18 protein-coding genes and 15 tRNA genes are annotated in these 24752 nt (G+C 40.7%); 19 read left to right on the top strand and 14 right to left on the bottom strand.

From position 1 onward, the window contains the following. The first annotated feature begins 72 nt into the window (after positions 1-72). Together speA and speB are read left to right on the top strand one after the other, a co-directional pair. Positions 73-1986: a biosynthetic arginine decarboxylase gene (gene speA, locus KK487_RS09875; protein ID WP_013465311.1), complete on the top strand. Its 1914-nt coding sequence runs from the start codon at positions 73-75 to the stop codon at positions 1984-1986. Between the two features lie 3 nt (positions 1987-1989). Beyond that, positions 1990-2913 (top strand): agmatinase, encoded by a 924-nt coding sequence (gene speB / locus KK487_RS09870; RefSeq protein ID WP_013465310.1) that lies wholly within the window; start codon positions 1990-1992, stop codon positions 2911-2913. Between the two features lie 63 nt (positions 2914-2976). Here speB and KK487_RS09865 read toward each other — a convergent pair whose 3' ends face one another. From KK487_RS09865 to KK487_RS09855, 3 genes are read right to left on the bottom strand one after another with little or no spacing between them, the layout of a single operon-like run. Then, on the bottom strand, positions 2977-3270 hold the full coding sequence (locus KK487_RS09865; RefSeq protein ID WP_090494268.1) for a hypothetical protein: 294 nt from the start codon (positions 3268-3270) through the stop codon (positions 2977-2979). Further along, a complete protein-coding gene (locus tag KK487_RS09860) occupies positions 3267-4307 on the bottom strand; it encodes a M48 family metallopeptidase (RefSeq protein WP_215521733.1) in 1041 nt (346 codons plus the stop codon). The genes KK487_RS09865 and KK487_RS09860 overlap by 4 nt, the downstream gene beginning before the upstream one ends. Continuing rightward, on the bottom strand, positions 4307-5395 hold the full coding sequence (locus tag KK487_RS09855) for a YjgN family protein (RefSeq protein ID WP_215521732.1): 1089 nt from the start codon (positions 5393-5395) through the stop codon (positions 4307-4309). Before KK487_RS09855 ends, KK487_RS09860 begins: the two co-directional genes overlap by 1 nt. Before the next feature lie 172 nt (positions 5396-5567). On the opposite strand from KK487_RS09855, the gene KK487_RS09850 reads away from it, so the two are divergent. The 8 genes from KK487_RS09850 (at position 5568) to msrB (ending at position 14507) form a co-directional block, all read left to right on the top strand. After that, positions 5568-6299 (top strand): TrmH family RNA methyltransferase, encoded by a 732-nt coding sequence (locus KK487_RS09850; protein ID WP_215521731.1) that lies wholly within the window; start codon positions 5568-5570, stop codon positions 6297-6299. 68 nt (positions 6300-6367) lie between these two features. After that, positions 6368-9769: a chromosome segregation SMC family protein gene (locus KK487_RS09845; RefSeq protein WP_215521730.1), complete on the top strand. Its 3402-nt coding sequence runs from the start codon at positions 6368-6370 to the stop codon at positions 9767-9769. A 73-nt stretch (positions 9770-9842) separates the two neighbouring features. Beyond that, entirely contained in the window at positions 9843-10589 is a 747-nt protein-coding gene (zipA, locus tag KK487_RS09840) for a cell division protein ZipA (protein ID WP_024602645.1), read from the top strand. Between the two features lie 79 nt (positions 10590-10668). Beyond that, on the top strand, positions 10669-12690 hold the full coding sequence (ligA, locus tag KK487_RS09835) for an NAD-dependent DNA ligase LigA (RefSeq protein WP_215521729.1): 2022 nt from the start codon (positions 10669-10671) through the stop codon (positions 12688-12690). Continuing rightward, positions 12683-13027: a DUF3392 family protein gene (locus KK487_RS09830; RefSeq protein WP_013465302.1), complete on the top strand. Its 345-nt coding sequence runs from the start codon at positions 12683-12685 to the stop codon at positions 13025-13027. The genes ligA and KK487_RS09830 overlap by 8 nt, the downstream gene beginning before the upstream one ends. Next, entirely contained in the window at positions 13024-13524 is a 501-nt protein-coding gene (locus KK487_RS09825) for a DUF2919 domain-containing protein (RefSeq protein ID WP_024602644.1), read from the top strand. The genes KK487_RS09830 and KK487_RS09825 overlap by 4 nt, the downstream gene beginning before the upstream one ends. A 6-nt stretch (positions 13525-13530) precedes the next feature. Continuing rightward, on the top strand, positions 13531-13971 hold the full coding sequence (locus KK487_RS09820) for a hypothetical protein (protein ID WP_013465300.1): 441 nt from the start codon (positions 13531-13533) through the stop codon (positions 13969-13971). Positions 13972-14066: 95 nt separating this feature from the next. Beyond that, on the top strand, positions 14067-14507 hold the full coding sequence (gene msrB, locus KK487_RS09815; RefSeq protein WP_013465299.1) for a peptide-methionine (R)-S-oxide reductase MsrB: 441 nt from the start codon (positions 14067-14069) through the stop codon (positions 14505-14507). Positions 14508-14864: 357 nt separating this feature from the next. Here msrB and KK487_RS09810 read toward each other — a convergent pair whose 3' ends face one another. The 8 genes from KK487_RS09810 to KK487_RS09775 form a co-directional block, all read right to left on the bottom strand. Continuing rightward, positions 14865-16496: a response regulator gene (locus KK487_RS09810; RefSeq protein ID WP_058155505.1), complete on the bottom strand. Its 1632-nt coding sequence runs from the start codon at positions 16494-16496 to the stop codon at positions 14865-14867. A 407-nt stretch (positions 16497-16903) separates the two neighbouring features. Next, positions 16904-16979, bottom strand: a tRNA-Val gene (locus tag KK487_RS09805). Between the two features lie 50 nt (positions 16980-17029). Further along, positions 17030-17105 (bottom strand) — tRNA-Val (locus KK487_RS09800). A 151-nt stretch (positions 17106-17256) separates the two neighbouring features. Beyond that, positions 17257-17332, bottom strand: a tRNA-Val gene (locus tag KK487_RS09795). 50 nt (positions 17333-17382) lie between these two features. Beyond that, positions 17383-17458, bottom strand: a tRNA-Val gene (locus KK487_RS09790). A 170-nt stretch (positions 17459-17628) separates the two neighbouring features. Next, positions 17629-17704, bottom strand: a tRNA-Val gene (locus tag KK487_RS09785). Positions 17705-17874: 170 nt separating this feature from the next. Then, positions 17875-17950: transfer RNA gene (locus KK487_RS09780), tRNA-Val, on the bottom strand. Between the two features lie 148 nt (positions 17951-18098). Then, a tRNA-Val gene (locus tag KK487_RS09775) sits at positions 18099-18174 on the bottom strand. A gap of 663 nt (positions 18175-18837) precedes the next feature. Here KK487_RS09775 and KK487_RS09770 point away from each other — a divergent pair. The 9 genes from KK487_RS09770 to KK487_RS09730 all read left to right on the top strand — a co-directional run bounded on the left by KK487_RS09770 (position 18838) and on the right by KK487_RS09730 (position 20842). After that, positions 18838-18913, top strand: a tRNA-Ala gene (locus tag KK487_RS09770). Between the two features lie 36 nt (positions 18914-18949). Further along, positions 18950-19025, top strand: a tRNA-Glu gene (locus tag KK487_RS09765). 143 nt (positions 19026-19168) lie between these two features. Further along, positions 19169-19244, top strand: a tRNA-Glu gene (locus KK487_RS09760). A gap of 93 nt (positions 19245-19337) precedes the next feature. Continuing rightward, positions 19338-19413, top strand: a tRNA-Glu gene (locus KK487_RS09755). A gap of 180 nt (positions 19414-19593) precedes the next feature. Then, positions 19594-19669 (top strand) — tRNA-Glu (locus tag KK487_RS09750). Positions 19670-19762: 93 nt separating this feature from the next. Further along, positions 19763-19838 (top strand) — tRNA-Glu (locus KK487_RS09745). A 93-nt stretch (positions 19839-19931) separates the two neighbouring features. Beyond that, positions 19932-20007: transfer RNA gene (locus KK487_RS09740), tRNA-Glu, on the top strand. 180 nt (positions 20008-20187) lie between these two features. After that, positions 20188-20263: transfer RNA gene (locus tag KK487_RS09735), tRNA-Glu, on the top strand. A gap of 312 nt (positions 20264-20575) precedes the next feature. Continuing rightward, on the top strand, positions 20576-20842 hold the full coding sequence (locus KK487_RS09730) for a DksA/TraR family C4-type zinc finger protein (RefSeq protein WP_024602991.1): 267 nt from the start codon (positions 20576-20578) through the stop codon (positions 20840-20842). A 90-nt stretch (positions 20843-20932) separates the two neighbouring features. Here the strand turns inward: KK487_RS09730 and gloA are convergent, their stop codons facing one another. From gloA to KK487_RS09715, 3 genes are all read right to left on the bottom strand, one after another. Continuing rightward, on the bottom strand, positions 20933-21334 hold the full coding sequence (gene gloA, locus KK487_RS09725; protein ID WP_024602990.1) for a lactoylglutathione lyase: 402 nt from the start codon (positions 21332-21334) through the stop codon (positions 20933-20935). A 54-nt stretch (positions 21335-21388) separates the two neighbouring features. Further along, positions 21389-22420 carry a serine hydrolase domain-containing protein gene (locus KK487_RS09720; protein ID WP_096038570.1) on the bottom strand — a complete coding sequence of 344 codons (1032 nt, stop codon included), beginning with the start codon at positions 22418-22420 and terminating at the stop codon, positions 21389-21391. Positions 22421-22539: 119 nt separating this feature from the next. Then, positions 22540-24450 carry an aminotransferase class V-fold PLP-dependent enzyme gene (locus tag KK487_RS09715; RefSeq protein WP_013465293.1) on the bottom strand — a complete coding sequence of 637 codons (1911 nt, stop codon included), beginning with the start codon at positions 24448-24450 and terminating at the stop codon, positions 22540-22542. Positions 24451-24752: the final 302 nt, after the last annotated feature.

The following is a 24752-nucleotide window of genomic DNA, read 5'->3' as shown; positions in this document are numbered from 1 at the left end:
CATGAATCGCTATTTTTCTTTTAATGCGCGCAACTAGCCGGTTTGGCATTCATAAATAAAAGAGAAAGATAAATGAAAGAGACAACATCACTTGAACAAGCTCGTACGAGCTACAACGTTCGTCATTGGAGCCAAGGTTTTTTTGGTATTAATGATCAAGGTGATGTGTATGTTGCGCCTAAGGCTGATGCCCCACAGCAAACCATTGCACTAACAGACATTGCTAAGCAACTTGAAGAAAAAGGCTTAAGTTTGCCAGCGTTAGTTCGCTTTCCACAAATTTTACACCATCGCGTGCATAGCTTATGTGGTGCATTTAATACTGCTATAGAAAGCTATGGTTACCCAAAAGATTATTTATTAGTTTATCCAATTAAAGTTAACCAACAACGCGAAGTAGTTGAAGAAATTGTTGCCAGCCAAGCACAAGTAGAAAAAAAACAGCTAGGTTTAGAAGCAGGCAGCAAGCCAGAGTTATTAACCGTATTAGCACTGGCTGAAAAAACCAGTGCGGTGATTGTGTGTAATGGCTACAAAGATAAAGAATATGTGCGCTTAGCGTTGATTGGCGAAAAGCTGGGCCATAAAGTGTATATCGTACTTGAGAAACTGTCTGAGCTGGATATGGTACTTAGCCAAGCTAAAGAATTAAATGTAAAACCACGTATTGGTATTCGTGTGCGTTTAGCATCGCAGGGCAAAGGTAAGTGGCAAGCCAGTGGCGGAGAAAAATCTAAGTTTGGTTTATCTGCTTCTCAAGTGCTGTATGTAGTAAACCGTTTAAAAGAAACAGATCAGCTAGATTTAGTCCAACTGGTGCATTTTCACTTAGGTTCGCAAATGGCCAACATTCGTGATGTGCGCTTAGGTGTAAGCGAGGCTGCGCGTTTTTATTGTGAATTACGTAAGTTGGGTGCACACATAGAGTGTCTTGATGTAGGCGGCGGTTTAGCGGTTGATTACGACGGCACGCGCAGTCAATCACACAACTCAATGAATTACAGTTTAGCTGAATACGCAAATAATATTGTGTACACCATCGGTGATATTTGTAAGCAGTATGAACAGCCTTTCCCTACCATTATTTCAGAGTCGGGAAGAGCATTAACGGCGCATCATGCAGTGCTTATTTCCAATGTAATTGGCACCGAAACGTATACACCAGAAGAAATAGAAGCACCAGCTGACGAAGCGCCGCAGCTACTTAAAAACATGTGGACGTCATGGCAACAACTGCATGTGCTTACTGATGACCGTGCATTAATTGAAATTTTTCACGACAGCCAAGGTGATTTAGCCGAAGCGCATAGTCAGTTTGCGATGGGATTATTAGATTTAACCCAGCGTGCATGGGCAGAGCAAATAAACTTACGCGTTTGTTATGAACTCAATAAATTAATGGATAACAAAAACCGTTTTCATCGACCGATTATAGATGACCTAAATGCGCGTTTAGCGGACAAGTTTTTTGTAAATTTCTCATTGTTTCAGTCATTGCCAGACGCGTGGGGAATTGATCAAGTGTTTCCAGTATTGCCATTAAGTGGTTTAACGCAAGCACCGCAAAAGCGCGCGGTGTTATTGGATATTACTTGTGACTCAGATGGCGCTTTAGAGCATTATGTAGATGGCCAAGGTATTGAAAGTACGTTACCAGTACCTGAATACTCAGCCGATAAACCGTATTTAATGGGATTTTTCTTGGTGGGTGCCTATCAAGAGATTCTAGGCGATATGCATAACTTATTTGGTGATACGCACAGTGCTATTGTCAATATGGATGAGCAAGGTGTTGCCAGCATTACAGAAATTAACCTCGGTGATACTGTTGCTGACATGATGCGTTATGTACATTTAGATGTTGAAGGTTTTCAGCAGTCTTATGCGCAGTTAGTCAGCGCAAAAATTGCAGTAGATGAACAGCAAAGCGTCCTCGACGAATTGCAAAGCGGCCTTGACGGCTACACTTATTTAGAAGAGTTATAAGCAATGTCTAGCTTGTTTGGTCATGTTGACCACTCATTATACTCAAATGGGATGACGTTTTTACGTCGTCCTATGGTACAAAACATTAACGCCATAGACGCCGATGTAGTAGTACTAGGCTTACCGTTTGATTTAGCCACCTCTGGGCGCCCTGGTGCCCGCTTGGGGCCAGATGCAATTCGCAGAGCGTCGGTGCATTTAGCATGGGAAGATACTAAATATCCGTGGACGTTTCCTTTGTTTGAACGGCTAAAAGTAGCGGATGCTGGCGATTTTACCTATCCGGTAGGCGATCCTGAGTATTTTACTGCCCAGCTAGAAATGGCGGCAGAGCAAATACTTCGCCAAGGTAAAACATTATTAGGCTTAGGTGGCGATCATTTCGTAACGTTACCGCTGTTGCGCGCACATGCAAAAATTCATGGCAAAATGGCGTTAGTGCATTTCGATGCGCACACCGATACCTATAGTAATGGGTCGCGTTTTGATCACGGTACTATGTTTTATCATGCGCCAATGGAAGGGTTGATTGATGTTAATCACAGTATTCAGCTCGGCATTCGTACCGACTTTGATCAAAGCAAGCATGAGTTTGCAGTGATTGATGCTATGCAGGCCAATGATCTTCATGCGAATGATATTGCAGCGCAGATTATTGAGCGAGTGGGCGATTTACCGGTTTACTTAACCTTTGATATAGATTGTTTAGACCCTGCCTTTGCGCCAGGTACAGGTACACCAGTATGTGGTGGTTTAACTTCTGATAAAGTGCTGAAAATTTTACGTGCACTCAAAGGCATTAATATGGTGGGTATGGATGTAGTTGAAGTATCGCCTTCTTATGACCAAAGTGAGCTCACCGCCATTGCCGCAGCAACGATTGCCAGTGAATTATTGCATTTGTGGGCACTTAAGCATAAATATTAGTATGTTTTAATGCAGCTCAAAAAAGCGCCAATTTGGCGCTTTTTTTGTATAAAAATAAGAGTACTATGAAAACTGCATATTGTGCTTTTTAGCATAAATAAAAAACACCGGAATTTCGATTATTACGTAAGTTAAAAAAGTAAACCAAAACCAATTAACTTCAAATAGTAACCAGCTAAATTGCACGCCCGAGTTGTAATAAAGGCGAGATGCAATTAATAGCGTAATGCCTGTTGCAAATAAATCTTGTACCGATACCTTTTTAAAGCTGCTGCCTGCAAAGCGCGGATAAATAAACCCGTAGCCAAGCGTTATCACAATGATGACTAATAACAATAAATTCAGTTCAGGGGTCATAGTGGTTTATATTGCCTCGCATATTCTATTCGCTCTTGAGAGCTTGGGTGCGTTGATAAATACTTTAACCAAGTATCATCAAGGGTCGCCTCTTGTGCTTTTAAATTATTTTCCAGTGCTTCAATTGCATCAGCAAAGTCGTGGTTAGAATATCCTAATTTTAAAAGATTTTTAATAGCATATTCATCGGCCTCTTGTTCCATATCTCGTGAAAACGCTTGTTGTAAAAAAGATGAACCAGAGCCAAGCACGACCTCTAATATCCCTTCTAAATCACCAAAAATAATTGCAAATACAACGGTGCTCGCTGCAGCTTGTGCTGCAAGGCGAATGCTGTGATGGTGCTGAACATGACCAATTTCATGAAGTAAAATAGCACGCAGGGCATCAGGTTCATTCTTTAATAGCTCAACAAGTTCGTCAGTCACAACAACCCGCCCATTAGGAAGAGCAAACGCATTAGCTGAAAAATAATCTGACTGATAAAAAGAGAGTCTAAATTTTGCACTGTCTAAATTGAGTGAGTTAAGCATTAAACGCCATTGTTGCTGTATTTCTGATTGCTTATTAGTAGAAAGTTGAGAAGGTTCTAATGCGACTTTTTCTATCACACTGAGCGTTTGCTCTCCCATCGTTTCAATTGTCGAGGCAGGTGCTAAGTTAACGCTATATACGGCTACTGATGGTATTAAGCGGTATAAAATTAACCAAAGCAATAGGGGAATTAGCAGCACGGATGCAACAATAAGAATCTTATTTTTTTCTAAGCGTTCACTTAGTCCATGCTTTTTAAGCGCGAATGGCCATCTAAATTCTACATCTTGAGGAACAAATCGCCCACCATCAGCAAAATTTAACTCTGATGCCATGCCCGGTAACGGACTATCAAGTTGGCAATCGTCTAAAGTTGATGAAAGTAACGTCGTATTCTCAGAGTCAACAAGCGTTATTTGCTCATGGGAAAGGCGTGCGTAGCTTTTAATATATTGGCTGCTATTAGGGTAATAATAACAGCCAAAAATAGGATAATTACTCATTAGGTGAGTGAAATATCAATATCAAACACATTAGCAGCTTCTTCAGCAAATGATGACTGCTCATTTTGTGCAACATCAATCAACGAAAGTGCAGCGCTATAAATAGTGACCTCTGTAACCGATGCTAACAGCTTTGCTCTACGTACTTTAGCCCACGGGTAGGCCAGTCCTAAGGTAAAAATAATTGCCAGTACATTGGTAAATAGTAAAATTGCATAGTCAATAGCTTTTAAGCTCGATTCAAAGGTAGCGACCTCTGTAAATTCGCTGTTATTAAAAATATGATTTCTAATAAGCGAATGATAAACAGCGCCTACCAGTGTTAAAAACGCAATATACAACGCAGCAATTAATAGCGGCACTACAATTGTCGAAAGGCTAAAGTTTTGTGTGTTTAAGTTATCGATCGTTAAGGCACTTGCACCAGCAAAAATGCCAAAAATAACTAAGCCACCAATTGCAACTCCTAGGGTAATAAGTGCAGCGATATAATAGCGTTCGCCCTTAAGGTTTACTGTGAGAGGTTTGTTTCCATAGCTGATGTTTTCATGCATATATTGATCAATTCGCTTTAATACATACGGCAGCAATAGGTGTAATGTGAACACACTCGCAATAGGTAATAAAACAAAGTTAATAAATGCATCGCCGTAATTACCTGAAAAAGCAAAGCGTACATTACGATGGCGGGTCATACGCATGTTAAAGCGCAAACCTTGGTTAATGATCCATGGCAACAAAAATAAAAAACCAATAGCAAATAAAAGGCCTATCGCCGGTGCGAGGCTGCTTAGTATGGTGTAAATTAAAAACACGATTACCGCTAAAATGCGGCCTTTTAGAATTTGTATAGGAGTGGCTAGGTAGTCAAAGCTATGGCCGTCGATACGCGTATGGCCGTAAAAATAACGGTAGGTGCGTACTTTTGCCCATGCAGAGTAAATTCCGAGAGTAATAATACTAAGTAGTATATTAACACTCCATATGCCAAAAAATTCGCCGGCTTTGCCGCTAAATTGTACTTTACCGCTAAAAATAGCAGGGGGTGTTTGGTTTGACTTAGGTGAAGTTGGGTGTATTGATTCCATTTAAAAAAAGTCCTTGTAATTTTTTGTAAATTTACCCTTTTTAGAGAATAAAAACAATCTTTATAATTAGCTAGCTGATTGTAAGTAGGCTATTTTTATTGCTTTTACTGTTTATGGGGCTGCACTTTAAGTCACCTCTGGTATACTGTGCAGATAATTTAATGGGGCTGTCATGATTTCAAAAAACCAACTTAAACTTATTCGCCAGCTTGGCCAAAAAAAGTATCGCAAGCAATTTAACCAATACTTAGTACAAGGCGAAAAAAATGTACTGGAGTTATTAAATAGCCCATTAAAAGTAAACGATGTATTTGCAACGCAAACCTTTATTGATACTAACCAAGCGGCATACCCCAATACGCATTTTATTGTTGCTGATGAAGAGCAGTTAACAAAGGTAAGTACTTTAGTCAGTAATAATGCGGCGATTGCCATTGTTGATATGCCAAGCACCACATTACCCGATGAAAACAGCTTAATATTGGCCTTAGATGGAGTGTCTGATCCGGGTAATTTAGGTACCATCATTCGCGTGGCTGATTGGTACGGTATAAAACACATTGTTGCCAGCACTGACAGTGCCGATCCGTATAACCCAAAAACAATTAGCGCCACTATGGGGTCATTTGTTCGTGTATCGGTAAGCCAAGTTGATTTACCTAGCTATTTAACATCTTTGGATGTGCCTATTTATGGTGCATTTTTAGAGGGCGAGAATGTTCATCACTGTCAGTTTACTGGGAAAGGGGTTTTATTAATGGGCAGCGAGTCACATGGCATACGCCAGCAGTGTGCCGCGCTTGTGAGTAATAAAATTACTATTCCCGCCTTTGGCGGTGCTGAATCGCTTAACGTGGCAATGGCAACGGGCATTATTTTAGATAACTTTAAACGCCAAGCTTAACCTTTTGCCTAAAAATAGGTTAAATTGTAAAAACTAACAAAAATAATAAAAATTGGTAAAACAAACAGATGCGCTTAAGCACTATAAAATTAGCGGGCTTTAAATCCTTTGTAGAGCCCACTAAAATTCCATTTCCGGATCAAATGACGTGTGTTGTCGGCCCTAATGGCTGTGGCAAATCGAACGTGATTGATGCGGTGCGATGGGTGCTTGGTGAAAGCTCAGCTAAAAATTTACGTGGCGATGCCATGACAGATGTTATTTTTAATGGCTCCACTAACCGCAAGCCCATCTCACAAGCTTCTGTTGAACTCATATTTGATAATACCCAAGGTAAATTACCCAATACCTTTGCTGATCGTAACCAAGTGGCTATTAAGCGTTTGGTAACTCGCGATGGCCAATCGCTGTACTTTTTAAATGGTAGCAAATGCCGCAAACGTGATATTACCGATATATTTTTAGGCACTGGGCTTGGGCCGCGAAGCTACGCTATTATAGAACAAGGCATGATCTCGCGTTTAATTGAGAGCAAACCGCAAGAGCTGCGTGTTTTTTTAGAAGAAGCGGCAGGCGTATCGAAATACAAAGAGCGCCGCCGTGAAACACAAACCCGCATAAAGAGCACCCGAGAAAACCTAGAGCGACTCCTCGATGTTCGCCAAGAGCTACAAAATCAGCTTGATAAACTTGCAGTACAGTCGGTTGATGCTAAAAAATACCGCGAATTTAAAACCCAAGAACGCACTTTAAAGGGGCAAATAGCGGTATTAAAATGGCAAAAGCTGCATCAGCAACAAGTTGATAAAAGCGCACAAATAAAAAAACTGGATGAACAAATCAGCTTTTTTAAAACGGCGCATTCAGGCCATGATGATGTTCTGGCAAGTCTTGAAGCTCAAGTACAAGTTCAGCAAGATAAACTTAATGATGCACAGCAACAGCAGCACCATACACATACAGAATTGACTCGCAGTGAACAGCAGCAAATTAGCATTAAACAACAAACGCTGTCACTGAAACAAAATTTAGCCAAGTTAGAGCAACAAAAAAATCAAAGTGAAGAAGTCAAAACGCAGCAACAAAGTCTCTGCCAAGAGTTAGATGACAGCTTACAACAGGCTGTAGAGCATAACTTAATGTGTAGCGAGCAGGTTATAGAGCTTACCGATGAGGTTAATCGGCTGCTGGAGATTAAAAATGCCGACACATCACACTGGCAATCGCTAAAAGAAGATTATCAACAATTGCATAATCAGCAGTTAGCGCATACCAACGCAGTAAAACATACAGAACAGAAACTCAGTTATGTTAAGCAACAACTAACGCAGCTTGATGAGCAAATAGATGAGTTAAAACACAGTGAGATAGAGCAGCTATTAACTCAGCAACAACAGCACAGACAAGCCCTGACTGAGCAGCTAGCGAAAGCGCAAACGGCTCACAGTAAAGGCCAAACTGCGCAAACTACTCAGCAGCAACAGCTAGATGATGCACAGCAAGATTGGCAGCATTTATCTCAGCAAGTAAATGAATTAAAAGCCGGTATAGCGGGGCTACAAACTACTCTTGGGCTTGAAAAAAGCAGCGATGAAAGTTTAACCTTATTTAAGCAGTTAACTGTTCAGTCGGGTTATGAGTTTTTAGTCGAGCAGGCGCTGTCATCACTTGAGCATATTCATATATCACAAGGTAAAGCAGAAAATAGCACGTGGGAAATTGCATCGCAGTCTGCAGCTAAGCACAGTATTGCCGCGTTTATTACCTCAGGCGTGTATCCTGAGTTATTAAATCATATTGCTTATGATGAAGCCGGCGATATAAGCGCACTTAACGACAATAGTTATATTGCGGTTATAGATAAGCAAGGGGCATTACACGGTCGAAACTGGCATGTAAGTGGCGATAAAAATGCAGAAAATTCCTTATTATTAATGCACAAAAAACTCAAGCAGCAAGAAACCTTACTTGAGCAACAACAACAGGCATTGACGAACGCACACTCCACACTTGAAGATCATCAAGCGCAAGCTGCATTAATAACCGAGCAGCAAAACGAGCGCAAAGACACTATTCATCAATTAGCACAACAACTTGCTGTAGCAACAACGCGTGGCGATATGCTTAAAGCGCAAGCTGATCAACATCTGCAGCAGGTGACGAAATTACAACAACAGCGTCAGCCTCTGCTAGAACAACAACAGCAGTTAAGCGAATTATTGAGCGAAGAGCTTGATAAAAATGAACAGCTTGCACAGCAGTTACAGGCCTTAGCTGAAGAGCTTAACCAAGCCGATAGCACACGAATAAATAGTGATGAGCGTTACAAACAAGCTATTAATAATGCTGAACAATATAAAACACTAGCGCATCAGGCAAACCTTAATGAGCAAAAAGCACGAAGTGAATGGCAGCTCAGTCAAACAAAACTGAGTCATGCTGTACAGGCGTTTACTAGTGCCGAAGAGGGTGCGCAAGAGATAATAGAGCAGATTGAAGCGTTACTTATTCCTGAGCAAGAGCTTGCACTAAGTATTGAGCAATTATTAGTACAGCACCAACAAGGCGAACAAACCCTTGTGGATATTCAGCAGCAGTTAGCTCAAGCAAAACAAGAATTACAAAACAAACAAGCGAGTTTAAAAACGTCACAAGCTGAGCTGGTGGCATTGCAAGAGCAGCATCAAAAACTGAGTATTGAAGAGCAAAGCTTACTAATAAAAGCGCAAGCGGTACTAGAGCCACTTAGTGAGCTTAATCAAAATTTAAAACAGGTATTAGCAGAGCTTCCTGCAGAGTTGTCATTAAATGCGGCGCAAAATCAACTTGCTGGAGTAAGTAATCAGCTAGAGCAATTAGGAGCCGTTAACCTTGCAGCCATTGATGAATTTGAACAAGCGAAGCAAAGAAGTGATTATTTAAATAATCAGCTGGACGATTTAACCCAAGCATTAACAGCTTTAGAAGGCGCTATTCATAAAATAGATCGTGAAACAAAAACGCGCTTTAAGTCTACGTTTGATCAGGTAAATCACGATTTTGGCCAGCTTTTCCCCAAAGTGTTTGGCGGCGGCAGTGCTTACTTAGAATTAACCAGTGACGATTTACTCGAAAGTGGTGTTAGTATAATGGCAAGGCCACCAGGTAAAAAAAATTCGACAATTCATTTGTTAAGTGGTGGAGAAAAAGCGCTGAGCGCATTATCATTGGTGTTTTCTATATTCAGGCTCAATCCAGCTCCATTCTGTATGCTGGACGAGGTAGATGCTCCATTAGATGATGCCAATGTGGTTCGTTTTTGCCGTTTGGTTGAAGAAATGTCACAATCTGTGCAGTTTATTTATATTAGTCATAATAAAATTGCAATGGAAATGGCGGGTAGATTAACGGGTGTAACCATGGCAGAGCCCGGCGTGTCGCGCATGGTTGCTGTGGATATTGAACAAGCGGTGCAACTTGCACATGCATAATTTTATAGTCATTTGCTGGTTATTTTAGGTAAAATGATGGCTGTTAGGCATATTAATAATAAAAGGTGAGGGGATGGCCGAAGAATTAAGATGGGTTTTAATTGTGATCAGTGTATTTGTCATTGGTGGCTTATTAATACACGGTTTGTGGTCAGTAAGAAAAAAAGAGAATGCTGAACTCCCTGCAAATGAGCGAGTCGAGCCTGTTCAAGAACAGCAGCCTTCATCTGTACATACTGAGCCACAAGAGCCAACGTTAGCGCAACGAGAAGAGCCACAAATGAGTGAGTTAAACTTCAGCGCTGATGAACCACAGATAGACGAAAGCCCAGTAAATACACCTATCGAGGATGACCTTGAAGTGGTAACAGAAGAGGCCGCAGACACACAACAAGATGCCCCTAAAGACGTTGCAGACTTTGTCATTGTGCATATTCAAATGCCAGAAGGGCTCACTATGCAAGGCAGTAAATTACTGCCTGCTGTTAACATGCTAGGTTTTAAATATTCAGAAGAAGGCTTTTTTAATCGCCACCTAGATCCAGCAGGCCAAGGGCCGGTGTTATTTAGGCTGGTGAATATGTATAACCCAGGCACGTTCGATATTGATAATATGGAACAATTTAGCACCGCTGGGGTGAGCTTATTTATGACTCTGCCATGCGATGGCGACGGTTTAGCCGCGTTTAACATGCTGCACAGCGCCGCTAAAAAAATAGCGGATGAATTTGGTGCCGATATTTTAGATGCAGAGCGAAATGTAATGACGGTAGAGCGTATTCGTCAATATGTTGAACAGGTTCGCGCATTTTCTGCGTAACATACGCATAAGTTAAATTTTGTAAGCCACTGGGCGTTCACTCGTCAAAGTGGCTTTTTTTATGTTTTTTGAGGTCTACATGACAAGCAGCATTAGTGAGCAAATTAATCATCTTCGTACCACGCTTGAGCAACACAATTATAGTTATTATGTGCTTGATACACCCAGCATACCTGATGCCGAATATGACCGCTTGTTACGGACACTAAGTGAATTAGAAAGCCAGCACCCTGAGTTTTTAACAGCCGATTCACCCACTCAAAAAGTTGGAGGAGCGGCGCTTGCCAAGTTTGAGCAAGTAGCGCACCAAGTGCCTATGTTATCGCTTGATAACGCCTTTGGTGAGGATGAATTTAGCGGTTTTAATCGTCGTATTAAAGAGCGCTTAATGAGCACTGAAGAGCTTGCATTTTGCTGTGAGCCTAAACTGGATGGTTTAGCGGTATCGATTATTTATCGCGATGGAGTACTGGTTCAAGCGGCGACCCGTGGCGATGGTTTTACTGGCGAAAATATTACTCAAAATGTAAAAACAATCCGTAATGTGCCATTAAAATTGCGCGGTGATGATTACCCTCGTGAACTTGAAGTGCGCGGTGAGGTATTTATGGATAGCGCGGGCTTTGAAAAATTAAATGCAGAGGCAGAAAAACGTGGCGATAAAGTCTTTGTTAATCCACGTAATGCGGCGGCAGGAAGTTTACGCCAGCTCGACTCAAAAATTACCGCAAAACGCCCATTGATGTTTTATGCCTACAGCACCGGATTAGTTGCCGATGGCACCTTACCTGAAGATCACTACCAGCAACTTGCTAAGCTTACCGATTGGGGATTACCGCTGTGTCCAGAAACCAAATTAGTTGAAGGCCCAAAGGCTGCGCTTGCCTATTACAATGATATTTTAACGCGTCGTAGCGAGCTAAAGTACGAAATAGATGGCGTGGTAATAAAGGTAAATAAAAAAGCCTTACAAGAGCGCTTAGGCTTTGTAGCTCGTGCACCGCGTTGGGCAATCGCTTATAAATTTCCGGCGCAAGAAGAAATAACGCAATTATTAGATGTTGAATTTCAAGTAGGGCGTACAGGGGCAATTACACCCGTAGCAAGACTAGAACCAGTATTTGTTGGGGGTGTTACGGTATCAAATGCAACGCTGCATAATGCCGACGAAATAGCTCGTTTAGGCGTTAAAGTGGGCGACACCGTGATTATTCGCCGCGCAGGGGATGTTATCCCGCAAATTACTCAAGTGGTACTTGAGCAACGCCCAAGCGATGCAAAAGAAATTGTCTTTCCAACTATGTGCCCCATTTGTGACTCGCATATTGAACGGGTTGAAGGTGAAGCCGTTGCACGTTGTACCGGTGGCTTAGTATGCCAAGCACAACGTAAACAAGCGATTAAGCATTTTGCATCGCGTAAGGCATTAGATATTGACGGCTTAGGCGACAAAATTGTTGATCAATTAGTTGACCGAGAGCTGATCAAAACCCCGGCTGATTTATTTATTTTAAAGCAGGGACATTTTGAATCACTTGAACGAATGGGGCCAAAATCAGCAAAAAACTTAGTTGCCGCACTTGATGATGCAAAAACGACTACCTTAGCAAAGTTTTTATATTCACTGGGTATCCGTGAAGTCGGTGAGGCAACCGCGCAAAACTTAGCTAATCATTTTTTAACGCTTGAAAACGTAATCGATGCCAGCATTGAACAGCTGATTGAAGTAAGCGATGTAGGTGAAATAGTGGCAAAGCACGTGCGTGGCTTTTTTACTGAAGAGCATAATTTAACCGTGGTGAACGAATTAATAGCCCAAGGCATTAACTGGCCACAGTTAACAGCGCCATCAGAGCAAGAACAACCGCTAGCGGGTTTAACTTATGTGCTAACTGGGACGCTTAATACGCTTAATCGCAATGATGCGAAAGCGCGCTTACAACAATTAGGTGCCAAGGTATCTGGCAGTGTTTCAGCCAAAACGGATGCGCTAGTGGCGGGCGAAAAAGCCGGCTCTAAACTAACTAAAGCGCAAGAACTCGGTATAGAAATACTGACAGAGGATGATTTAATTACTTTGTTAGAGACTCATAATGGCTAGTTTTACAAATATACTTAATACCTTGTTAATTGACCTAGGCCAGTGGCTACAAGGCTATTTACCGCATTTATCATTGCTTTTGATGGTGTGCTTAGTGTCGCTTTATGCGGATGATATTTTAAAGCTCACCAAAGGCGTGGTAGCTAGGCGTCACTTTATTATAAGGGTGGCATGTTTTGTGTTGATCACCGCGTTTGGGTTTGGTTTATTAGTGGTGTGGTTAAGCCCACTGCTAACTAAAGCCTTACTGTTTTTTGGTACTAAGTGGTTAGGGCTCACATTATTAGCTGCATTTTTTATTTTGGGCACTATTGCCGATAGGAAAAACCAGTTGTGAGCCGTTATGGACCTGAATACTGGGATAAATATGGTAGCTATCGTACGCCAATAGCGTTTCATTTGAGTATTTTAGTGTTACTGCGGGCCTATTTTATTTGGGTGATTGCCGCGCTGAGCCGTCGTCCTGAACTTGATCTAATGTCATTGTTTTTTAAATCAAAAAATGATTTTTTTATTGCCATAGCAATTGGTGCCGTGGCAATTGTACCCACTATTTTGTTTTGTTTACGCAGACCCAGAGACTCGCATCAAGCTACGAAACGGTTAGCGCGTATTTGGCGATACATGCGTTGGCCGCTTATTGCTTGCGCGCTAATAGACTTGTCGTGGTTAAGTATCCAGGCGGCCCATAGTCATTATCGCTTTTCACTGTTTTTAGCCATACAAATGGTGATTGTATTGTGGGTATTGTGGTATTTGGCAAAAAGTCGTTATTTAAGTGTTTTTTTTAGTGATTGGCCTGAGCCGACAGAAAAAGCAACCGATAAAAAGTAAGAGATTATGCACACTATTAATAAAAAAATAGCGCAAGTAGTGGCCTTTATAGGGCTGATTATTATCTGCGTTGGCTATTTTTTATCATTAGGCGAACATATTTGGTTTAAAGGGATATTGCTATTGTGGATAGTGGTATTTTGTTCGTGCTGTTACCGGTTAACGCCGTTATTTAAAATGCGTAACCCGCTGCGTAACTTTATTCAGCGTGATGCACAGCATTTGTTTGTTTTTAGTTTAACCGGGTTGTTTGATAAAAAGAATGGCCCGCATTGGTTAGTCATCAGCAATATTGAGTCAATAGAGATAAAAGACGATGAGCTAATAGTGCATAGTAATAATGACAGGCAATTAAGCGTGAGTATTCCTGGTAGTCAAGCTCAATTACACGCTTATATAAGCTGTATACTTACAGCAACAGAGAAGCACCGTATAGTGTTTAAATAGCGTTGATCGTGGTATTAGCCACGGACGTAATGATAGGCTGTCAGCCAATGCTTTTGGCTCAGTATGAAGCAAATTTATAACGCAATGAGGTTGTTATGTTGAAATGGAACGATATTGTTAATTTTGCCAACCATGGCAATCCGACACCGGTTCAAAAAGTAGTTAAAACAGAACAGCAATGGCGTGAACTGTTAAACGAAGAGCAATATTACGTGACCCGTAAAAAAGGCACAGAGCGACCAAATAGTTCAACTAGTTGCACACTATTAGAACCGGGAAAGTACGTATGTGTGTGTTGTGACAACCTACTGTTTGATGCGGATGAAAAGTTTGATAGTGGCACAGGATGGCCTTCATTTACACAACCTGCAACGGTTGATGCGATAGGGTATGTAATGGATAACAGCCATGGCATGGAGCGAGTTGAAGTTGTTTGTAATGTGTGTGATGCGCACTTAGGGCATATTTTCCCTGATGGCCCACTTCCTTCCGGCTTGCGCTACTGTGTAAACGCACTGGCAATGAAAAAGCTCTAGGGCCTGTTGGCCTTCCAAGGTTAAATTTGCAGCAGTCTGTTTGGTATTTAGGCAAGGCAGAGCCTATGTGGTGTGGTTATTCCCCATAAATGGGCGATAACGTAGCATCAATTCCAAACAGGCGCTGCCCAAAGGGTTCTGCCAAAGGACGATTAACTCTTTGTTGCCTACATGGATGTAGGTAAGGGGCGTGAGCAGGACGCGGAAGCTTTGCTCGGCTTTTACTTATTCTTACATGGATGTAAGCCAGTAGAATAACGCAGGAGCAGTTATCGAGCCCACTAGGTTACAAACCTCACGCTGCGATTAAATCGTCCCTTGCTTGAACAAATTTTAATCCGCAAATGTCAACAGGCCCTAGCTAATCTCTAGTTTCATTTCTTTAGCAATCTGAAGTAGTTTATCGAACCGCTCTGATTGCTCTTCTGCTAAGGGTGATTTTTTTAATAGTTTAAAGCACTTTTGAGCCAATAGACTATTGAAAGAGCCCCCCTGTTTTTTTGATTTATCCACTAAACACTGTAATAAGTTAAGCGCAATACTTGGGTTGTGTGGCATGACCCTAAAGGCTTGACTGAATGCCTCTAAAGCAACATTTAACTGGCCACGCTCAAACTGTTTAACTGCATGATTGTTAAGTTCCTTCGGCCCCATTTTAATATCACGTCTTTCACTTTGCTGTTGCTGTATATAACGCAAGTACGTCGCGTCGCTCCTACTTGGGTGGCGTTCGCAATGATCAATAATTTGGCTAAATAGCGCTTGCGCCTTCTGATGAAAACCTAATTCATGTAATGCTTTTGCTTTATCTAGGGCACCATCGACTGAACGTATTTGAGTATCGCTGTCATCAAGTTGTTCAATCAACTGTTTCGCTTTTTTATGTTCATCTTTTAAATAATAAAGGCGTGCATTGAGCACATCGATTTGAGTTTGTGCATTACTGGTTGGGAATTGTGTTTTTAGCTCATTAATATATTTATTTGTTTGACGGGAGATTCTGTTTATTTGGTCAGTTTGATCTGTGGTTAGTGCAAAATCAATCCCAGCACGAGCGGCATTTAAATAAATGTCTGGGCTATCATGCATAGAGTACTTAGCAAAAGTGGCAATATCCTTTTGAGTTAAGTAGCTGGTTTCATAATCTCTATTAATGAGCGATACGCTGTTCAGTGACTTTTGACGGTCTATATTACGTGGAGCAATATGGGCCGCTTGACTTAAAAACTCTTGAGCTAACTCAAACTGGTTTAGTTTTATTTCTAAACGGCCTAATAAGTCTAATGCAACTAGTCGTGTTTCATTACGTTCAAGCATAGTTTTGAGCATGCGTTGAGCCAAAATATGCTCATTGTTAGCAATTAAGGCTTCTACTAATCCTACTTTTGCCCATGCAAATTTTTGAATATTCAAAACTGATTTAAAAAAGTCTTTCGCTTCTTGGTTTTGTTTTAGCGCCAGTAAAATATTACCTTTTAATCTAAGCAGAATAGGGCTGTATTTATTACTTTTATCAAGCTGAGCATTAATTTTTTTTAATGCTTTAGACTGGTTATCGTCATCAATTAAAGTGTATATAGCTTTTAAGTCGCTTTTGCGTTTGAGAATACGCTCTATGCGCACTCTTAGCTCTTGTACAGAGAAAGGTTTTACTAAAAAGTCATCGGGTTGAAGTTCTAACACACTGTGAACTAACTCTCCGCTAGTTTCCGCAGATGTAAAAATAAACCCAGTAGAGTGTTTTATTAATGCTTTAGCGCGTAATTCTTCATAAAGCTGGTAGCCATCTTGGCGTTTGCTTAGATTAAAAGAGCAAATTACCAAGTCAAATTCTTCATGTAAGCATTGTTCTTTTGCCGCTAGAGCATGATCTGCAAAACGCATATGTCCAAAGCCAATTTTTTCGAGCGACTGTTTCATGTAGCTTTGAGCAAGTGGCTGCTCCTCTACAATCAGTATTTTTGCTTCATTAAAAATATTTTTAGACATTGGCTTAAGCGTAATTGAATTTAACACAGACTATAATCAACAGTTTAGACGCTTACAAGGTAATTTAAAGATTCGCTTCGAAGATGAGAGCTTATTAAGCAAATTAATTCTAAAGGTTTATATTTTTATCTTAAAAGAGCTAAAAACCCATTTAAAGTAAATGGATAGCACGCGTAATAAAATAAGTTTAAACAAAATGATTTTGGAGATAATAAAACTCGGAAGATAGGTTTTTGGCATGTGATTGGTAATACTGATTTTTTTTGAAACCGAAGAATTGCTTGATAACGAATTTCTAAATGGCAATTAATACTGAACATGAACTAAAGGAGTGAAGGATAATGAATATTAAAATGGAAGGTGATACTGGAGAATTTAGATTTTTGTAATATGCACCATTCAAAAAATGGTGGGTCGTACTGGACTTGAACCAGTGACCCTCGCCTTGTAAGGGCGATGCTCTCCCAACTGAGCTAACGACCCATATTACAACTTTAAAACATGACTATTAACATAATAATAGATTTTATATGTGGTGGGTGATACTGGACTTGAACCAGTGACCCTCGCCTTGTAAGGGCGATGCTCTCCCAACTGAGCTAATCACCCACATATAAATTAAAACGCTACTATTAAAATAAATAGTACTGGACTTTAACCAGTGAACCTCGCCGTAACTTGTAAATAGCGGTGATGCTCTCTTTTTCTAACTGAGCTAATCACCCATTTAGATATCTTGTAATATGCACCATTCAAAGAATGGTGGGTCGTACTGGACTTGAACCAGTGACCCTCGCCTTGTAAGGGCGATGCTCTCCCAACTGAGCTAACGACCCATATTACAACTTTAAAACATGACTATTAACATAATAATAGATTTTATATGTGGTGGGTGATACTGGACTTGAACCAGTGACCCTCGCCTTGTAAGGGCGATGCTCTCCCAACTGAGCTAATCACCCACATATAAATTAAAACGCTACTATTAAAATAAATAGTACTGGACTTTAACCAGTGAACTTCGCCGTTACTTGTAAATAGCGGTAATGCTCTCATTTCTTGTAACTGAGCTAACGACCCATATTACAATTTTAATACAAATCACTATTAACATAATAATAGATTTTATATGTGGTGGGTGATACTGGACTTGAACCAGTGACCCTCGCCTTGTAAGGGCGATGCTCTCCCAACTGAGCTAATCACCCACATATAAATTAAAACGCTACTATTAAAATAAATAGTACTGGACTTTAACCAGTGAACTTCGCCGTTACTTGTAAATAGCGGTGATGCTCTCATTTCTTGTAACTGAGCTAACGACCCATATTACAATTTTAATACATATCACTATTAATATAACAATAGGTTTTATATGTGGTGGGTGATACTGGACTTGAACCAGTGACCCTCGCCTTGTAAGGGCGATGCTCTCCCAACTGAGCTAATCACCCACATATAAATTCAAACGCTACTATTAAATTTTAGTAGTACTGGACTTTAACCAGTGAACCTTGCCGTTACTTGTAAATAACGGTGAGCTCTCTTTTTTCTAACTGAGCTAACGCCCATATAGAATCTTAGATACGACACATTAAAATGTGGTGGGTGATACTGGACTTGAACCAGTGACCCTCGCCTTGTAAGGGCGATGCTCTCCCAACTGAGCTAATCACCCGCATCTAAACAACACCACATTGCTGCGTTGTTGTGGGGCGCTATTATAGATAGAGTTGCAAATGTGTCAACACTTGAATGATAAAAATGTGCTGAGTGAAGCTTTTATAAACAATACAGTGCGAACGGTGTTCACTTTATCAACAAACTAATATTAAACGAACAATTGTTAAGCTTAATGTTTATTTAAAGTCGGCGGCGTAGACTAAATAGATGTCATTAGTGGTCGGATAAACAATAAAATATTTATGTAATAAAAGGCTAACTTTCAATAATTGTATTGCGTGATACAAATTAGCGGATAATAAAAAGTTACTTAAAGTTTAACATGCCAATGAACAGCGCTTTTTTAGTAGTAAAACAGCACCAAGCTAATTTGCATATAAATGTATACCCTTTAAATCATATTCAAACTCATATTATCGGTTGAATAGGGTACTTAGTCGTATACATGTGGCGAGTACAACAACGTAAAGCGCAACGTGACATCTAAATTAGTATGAAAATCTGTTTTTTAGCACGTATGATAGCCAGTTTGTTGAAATTTAAACCATTTAAATAATGTCGCATAAAAAACTGTTGACTTTATTTTGGGGGGTGCATAGAATGCGCCCCGCACTAAGCGATACACGACGTGATTATCACCGAGCGTATTGAATAAGTTGGGGCTATAGCTCAGCTGGGAGAGCGCTTCGCTGGCAGCGAAGAGGTCTGCGGTTCGATCCCGCATAGCTCCACCAATTTTTAGTGTTTGTCCTAGGGTAACAGTTTTCTGTGTCCCCATCGTCTAGAGGCCTAGGACACCGCCCTTTCACGGCGGTAACAGGGGTTCGAATCCCCTTGGGGACGCCACTTAACTTTTTAGTTAAAGGCGGTTTTACCGAGAAAATAGCGTAACACATAAAGCTCGAGTCTTTATTTGTACTATACGCCATTACCTTAAAGCTCAGGATGTGAGTAAAACTAATCGATTGTCCTAGTGACACATATTCTGTGTCCCCATCGTCTAGAGGCCTAGGACACCGCCCTTTCACGGCGGTAACAGGGGTTCGAATCCCCTTGGGGACGCCACTTACCTATTTTAAATAGGGAAGTGCAGTGTTATTAAGCAGCTCGCCTGAAACGAGTCGAACCATTCAGTTGTCCTAGTGACACATATTCTGTGTCCCCATCGTCTAGAGGCCTAGGACACCGCCCTTTCACGGCGGTAACAGGGGTTCGAATCCCCTTGGGGACGCCACTTACCTATTTTAAATAGGGAAGTGCAGTGTTATTGAGCAGCTCGCCTGAAACGAGTCAAACCATTCAGTTGTCCTAGTGACACAGAAAATGTTTCTGAGAAGATAATGCCATTCGCCTCGCAGGCTCGGCTCATCTTACGCAGAAATAGCAAATCAGTGATTTGCAAATCAATTTCTGCGTCCCCATCGTCTAGAGGCCTAGGACACCGCCCTTTCACGGCGGTAACAGGGGTTCGAATCCCCTTGGGGACGCCACTTACTTGTTTTAAATAGGGAAGTGAAGTGTTATTGAGCAGCTCGCCTGAAACGAGTCAAACCATTCAGTTGTCCTAGTGACACATATTCTGTGTCCCCATCGTCTAGAGGCCTAGGACACCGCCCTTTCACGGCGGTAACAGGGGTTCGAATCCCCTTGGGGACGCCACTTACCTATTTTAAATAGGGAAGTGCAGTGTTATTGAGCAGCTCGCCTGAAACGAGTCAAACCATTCAGTTGTCCTAGTGACACATATTCTGTGTCCCCATCGTCTAGAGGCCTAGGACACCGCCCTTTCACGGCGGTAACAGGGGTTCGAATCCCCTTGGGGACGCCACTTACCTATTTTAAATAGGGAAGTGCAGTGTTATTGAGCAGCTCGCCTGAAACGAGTCAAACCATTCAGTTGTCCTAGTGACACAGAAAATGTTTCTGAGAAGATAATGCCATTCGCCTCGCAGGCTCGGCTCATCTTACGCAGAAATAGCAAATCAGTGATTTGCAAATCAATTTCTGCGTCCCCATCGTCTAGAGGCCTAGGACACCGCCCTTTCACGGCGGTAACAGGGGTTCGAATCCCCTTGGGGACGCCACTTACTTTAAGTAATATATACAGCAGTGTGACACCACACACTCTATCCGCAACTTTAAAAAGAGTGAAAATCTCTTGATACGCCACCTACTATTCATTAGTAATATAGCTTTTAATAAAAGTGTCTAAAATAAGTTTACCTACATTTCCATCACTACTTCAAAATTATTCAGTGAAGTTAAAATCTCAAAATTAAATATTTTATATAATAACTCCTAAATTTTATTAGCATCTTTCCCTTTCTTATATTCAGCTTAAATAAACTTCACCTATGTTAGGTTACATATAAACGTCCAAATAAATAGGAGGTTATATGGCAAGTGGATGGGCACGCGATGGTGCAATTCAAGATCAAATCGACGCCAGCGTTAATGATGCTGTGCAATATGCTAGAAGTAACTTAGTTTCTGGAGCCAGTGCCGAGCTATGTGAAGAATGTGATGAACCAATACCACAGGCACGAAGACTTGCGTTACCAGGTGTTAAGTATTGTGTAAGCTGCCAAGTTGAACTAGAAGGTAAAGGCGCACTTTCTAAAGGGCTTAATCGGCGTGGCAGTAAAGATAGTCAATTACGATAAAAAGGTGCATATAGCACCTTTTTTAAAATTGTATCAGAGTTAAGCTTAAATAATTAAAAAGCCGCTTAGTAAACCTATTAAATATATTTACTAAAATTTATTCATATTTTCTTTTTTCTGAATAAGTTCAATTGAGTAGCCATCTGGATCTTTTACAAACGCTATTTCTGTTGTGCCACCCTTTACTGGACCTGGTTCACGGCTTACGTTACCGCCAGCGGCCTTGATATCAGCACAGGCTTTATAGATATCATCAAACTCAATCGCGATATGACCATAGGCATTGCCTAAATCATAGCTGTCGGTATCCCAGTTATAGGTCAGTTCAAGCACTGTTGTGTCAGTTTCATCACCGTAGCCTACAAAGGCGAGGGTATAGCGGTACTCTTCGTTATCAGCACGGCGTAACTCTTTCATACCAAGTACTTGAGTATAAAACGCAATTGATTTATCTAGATCTGCAACCCGTAACATGGTGTGTAGTAAACGCATTTAAATCCTCTTTAAAATTCATATAAATTTTTATAACGCAGCTAGTTTTAAATACTATTGCTGCGCAGTTAAAATATCAATAATCCGATTATAAATTATTTCTGTGAGCATCACAGTATCATCGCCATTAGTATTTATAAACTGCACAACGACTGTATCGATATCTTTATAATAACGAGCAATGCTTGAATACCCTAATACCCAACCTGTGTGTTCATACTTATAAAGTGATGCATACAAAGCTTGCTCTTGTTCGTCGAAAAAAGTGCCTTTGTTTAAAGCAAAAATAAAGTCGCCTACATCTTGTGCGGTTGCCACATAGCCTTGATCGAGTGCTTTAAAATCATTCTCATAACCTACGTAGTAACCACTCATCAAATCTACTAAATTGATTTCATGTACAGATGAAAACGTATGCGTTAGGCCCAGAGGCGTTAAAATTTCATCTTTAATATATTGGTTATGATCATAACCCAGCACGTTAGACATAATTTTTCGCAGCAACAAATAATTGGTATTAGAATAGCCATAGTCAGCATCAGGGCTAAAATCAGCGGGTTTATCGAGTACTAATGCAAGTGGGTCAGGGTAGGTGATTGACCAATCGAAATTATCAGTGTCTGTGTAATTGGGTATGCCACTTTTGTGTTTTACCATCATTCGTAGTGTTATTTTATCTGCGTTTTCAATGCGTCCAATTAACGATGGAAGATAATCAGCCAGTGTTTTATCTACATCAATACGTCCAGCGGCTGAAAGTTTAGTTAAAGCTGCTGCATCATATAACTTTCGAATGCTGCCAATTTTAAAAAGTGCACTAGGGTAAGCGGGTATTTTGTGCTCTCTATTATGCCAACCATTTGTAAAATATTCAGGTTGCAGTCCTTGTTTATGAATATACACAATAATGCCATCGACTCCTTGTTCAATAGCCTCTTGTGTTTGTGCTTGAACATTAGCGGGCAGTGGGTGAAAGTAATATAAAGCAAACTGCCAAGGGGCAAAAATGTATATGCTAGTAAGAGTAACAATGAGAGCTGCAATCCGCAGAAGTGTAAGCGCTTTTTTGTTCTTCAATTGTATCATTGCATTCTGGCTTCATTTATTTTTGGAGTGTGAGGATCAGCTTTTTACTCTACTAAACAGCAATATCATGTGATATTGCTGTTTAGTTATGAGGAGTTCGACTGTATTAAAGTATATCTTTACTTATTAACTTTGCCCTTAAGAACATAGATTTCACCATCAAAACTCCCTTGAATCGTCAAACCTTGTCCTGCTAGCTCTTTAAGGTACTCTATATGTTCCTCAGTAATATGCTGGCCAGGCACCAAAAGCGGAATACCTGGCGGATAGGGGGTAACTAAACCGGCACAAATACGGTTGTTACTTTTACCGATAGGCACAGATTCGCGCTCGCCATAAAAAGCATCACTTGGAATACACGCAAGGTCTATGGCTGGTAGATTCTCAGGCAAGCGAGATCGTCGCGTCGACTTTGACAACTTGACTTTACCGCTGTCGAGTTTTTTGAGCGCATTGTAAAGACGAATTATTTTTGAGCGCGTGCCACCAAGGGTGAGTAATACCAAAATGGTACTGTGGGTGTATTTTTCTATTTCTAGGCCAATTTCATCCAGCAGGTATTTATGAATATCCTTTAACGAATAAGGTAATTCGCTTATGTCGATGAGAATTTTTAGCGGATCGTGACCCATGTTATCACCACTGAAGTGCGGAAATATTTCCATAAAGTCTTGCTTACCTAGTACTTTAATTTGTTTGAGTGAAGCCATCTGTTGTTTAAATTCTTCCACATGGTTCAACAAAGCATTGAGTAACTTATAGCCTTCCATCTCTAATTGCTTTTGGCACACATCAAGCGACGCGATAAGCTGATATTTTGGCGATGTACTGGCGTAAATACTGTAAATCTCACGAAAGAAATCAGCATCGAAATCAGGGTCGTTAACATGAATATAAGATGCTTGAGAAAACGCCGATACCACTTTATGCGCCGAATGAGTGACGTAGTCAGCGCCAGCATGAATGGCGGAATAGTATCGTAGGCTTGGATGAAACAGCGAGTAAGCAAACCATGCCTCGTCAATAAATACTTTAATACCATGTTGATGGGCAAAATCGACCACCTGTTTCAGATCGCTCAGTAGGCCATCGTAAGTACAACCGGTAAGAACCAGTAATTTTGCATCGGTATTTTGTTCTATCGCTTGTTTTATATCGGCCAACGACGGCGGCGCAAAAATGCCATATTTAGGATTTAAAATACTCGACAAATAAACAGGTAAACTCGCTGATTGCAAAATGCCATAGTGCACAGATTTATGACAATTGCGGTCGATGATCACTTTATCGCCCTTACGCAGCAATGTCTGCAAGATGATTTTATTTGAGGTAGACGACCCATTGGTAACGAAATAGGTATGCTTGACTTCAAACGTCGCCGCTGCTGACTCTTGCGCACGGCCAATGGTATTAGTGCTATCTGATAATGATCCTAACGAATCAACAGAAACCGACAGATCGCCCACAAACACATTACGACCATAAAACTGATAAAAATCTTTAATATAAGGAGAATTTCTAAAGCTCGAGCCGCCACTGTGACCTGGTGTATGCCAAGAATCGTTTGCTTCGCCAACATAGCGGCGGTACGCAGTCCAAAATGGGGTCTCTGAGCGGTCATCGAAATCGTTGATCATATAGCCTAAAATTGCTTCAGGATCAGAAATTACCTCATCTTTAAAAAAGAAAGACTCAATCTCCTCCGACTCATTAACGATTTCTAGCCCCTTCGTATCATCGCCAATAACATAAACAGGCAGCTCAAGGCGGATCCCTTTTAACTGCTCGATAAAGCGACTATAAGTGCGTTCGCCAACCTTATTTTGCAAATCCCAGCTAAGCACTACAGCCTGAATATCACCATCTTCCTCTACAATGTCCAACGCTTGTTTTAGCTCAAGACGCTCAATAATATCGATATGAATATCATCTCGCTCAAAATTGACAATGGTCTTCGACAGATTCGTTGAAAGCTCTTGTAAGGTGACTGGATCTTGCTCAATTAACAAGATACGAAGTATTGGTAGCATAGGAATTCTCGTAATAAAATTTCATAATGCTCAACAGCATAACTAAAGGATTGACGCTTGTGAAATTAATACTTTGAAAATGTTCCAATAATTACGGCAAATCACGAATAAACAGATTTTATTTGAATTGATTTACAAGGTATGAAAAATGAAAGGTGCCAAAGTTAGACACCTACTTTGAATAAACAAAAAAGTAACACTGGAATACGAATTAATCATTGAGCTTATTCTTATAAGCCTGATAATTGAGGTTTAGTATTAACAATCGTGCTAAATGAACGTTTTTTATTTACGGATCTATT

Origin of the sequence: Pseudoalteromonas sp. SiA1 (assembly GCF_018732205.1) — a bacterium.
In the GTDB taxonomy this organism is placed as follows: Bacteria; Pseudomonadota; Gammaproteobacteria; order Enterobacterales; family Alteromonadaceae; genus Pseudoalteromonas; species Pseudoalteromonas tetraodonis.
This window is presented reverse-complemented; position numbering and strand designations above follow the sequence as displayed.

What these genes read in the sequence shown, in the direction of transcription:
- speA (WP_013465311.1), top strand. Translation starts at nt 73, where the DNA reads ATGAAAGAGACAACATCACTTGAACAAGCTCGTACGAGCTACAACGTT.
- speB (WP_013465310.1), top strand. Translation starts at nt 1,990, where the DNA reads ATGTCTAGCTTGTTTGGTCATGTTGACCACTCATTATACTCAAATGGG.
- KK487_RS09865 (WP_090494268.1), bottom strand. Translation starts at nt 3,270, where the DNA reads ATGACCCCTGAACTGAATTTATTGTTATTAGTCATCATTGTGATAACG.
- KK487_RS09860 (WP_215521733.1), bottom strand. Translation starts at nt 4,307, where the DNA reads ATGAGTAATTATCCTATTTTTGGCTGTTATTATTACCCTAATAGCAGC.
- KK487_RS09855 (WP_215521732.1), bottom strand. Translation starts at nt 5,395, where the DNA reads ATGGAATCAATACACCCAACTTCACCTAAGTCAAACCAAACACCCCCT.
- KK487_RS09850 (WP_215521731.1), top strand. Translation starts at nt 5,568, where the DNA reads ATGATTTCAAAAAACCAACTTAAACTTATTCGCCAGCTTGGCCAAAAA.
- KK487_RS09845 (WP_215521730.1), top strand. Translation starts at nt 6,368, where the DNA reads ATGCGCTTAAGCACTATAAAATTAGCGGGCTTTAAATCCTTTGTAGAG.
- zipA (WP_024602645.1), top strand. Translation starts at nt 9,843, where the DNA reads ATGGCCGAAGAATTAAGATGGGTTTTAATTGTGATCAGTGTATTTGTC.
- ligA (WP_215521729.1), top strand. Translation starts at nt 10,669, where the DNA reads ATGACAAGCAGCATTAGTGAGCAAATTAATCATCTTCGTACCACGCTT.
- KK487_RS09830 (WP_013465302.1), top strand. Translation starts at nt 12,683, where the DNA reads ATGGCTAGTTTTACAAATATACTTAATACCTTGTTAATTGACCTAGGC.
- KK487_RS09820 (WP_013465300.1), top strand. Translation starts at nt 13,531, where the DNA reads ATGCACACTATTAATAAAAAAATAGCGCAAGTAGTGGCCTTTATAGGG.
- msrB (WP_013465299.1), top strand. Translation starts at nt 14,067, where the DNA reads ATGTTGAAATGGAACGATATTGTTAATTTTGCCAACCATGGCAATCCG.
- KK487_RS09810 (WP_058155505.1), bottom strand. Translation starts at nt 16,496, where the DNA reads ATGTCTAAAAATATTTTTAATGAAGCAAAAATACTGATTGTAGAGGAG.
- KK487_RS09730 (WP_024602991.1), top strand. Translation starts at nt 20,576, where the DNA reads ATGGCAAGTGGATGGGCACGCGATGGTGCAATTCAAGATCAAATCGAC.
- gloA (WP_024602990.1), bottom strand. Translation starts at nt 21,334, where the DNA reads ATGCGTTTACTACACACCATGTTACGGGTTGCAGATCTAGATAAATCA.
- KK487_RS09720 (WP_096038570.1), bottom strand. Translation starts at nt 22,420, where the DNA reads ATGATACAATTGAAGAACAAAAAAGCGCTTACACTTCTGCGGATTGCA.
- KK487_RS09715 (WP_013465293.1), bottom strand. Translation starts at nt 24,450, where the DNA reads ATGCTACCAATACTTCGTATCTTGTTAATTGAGCAAGATCCAGTCACC.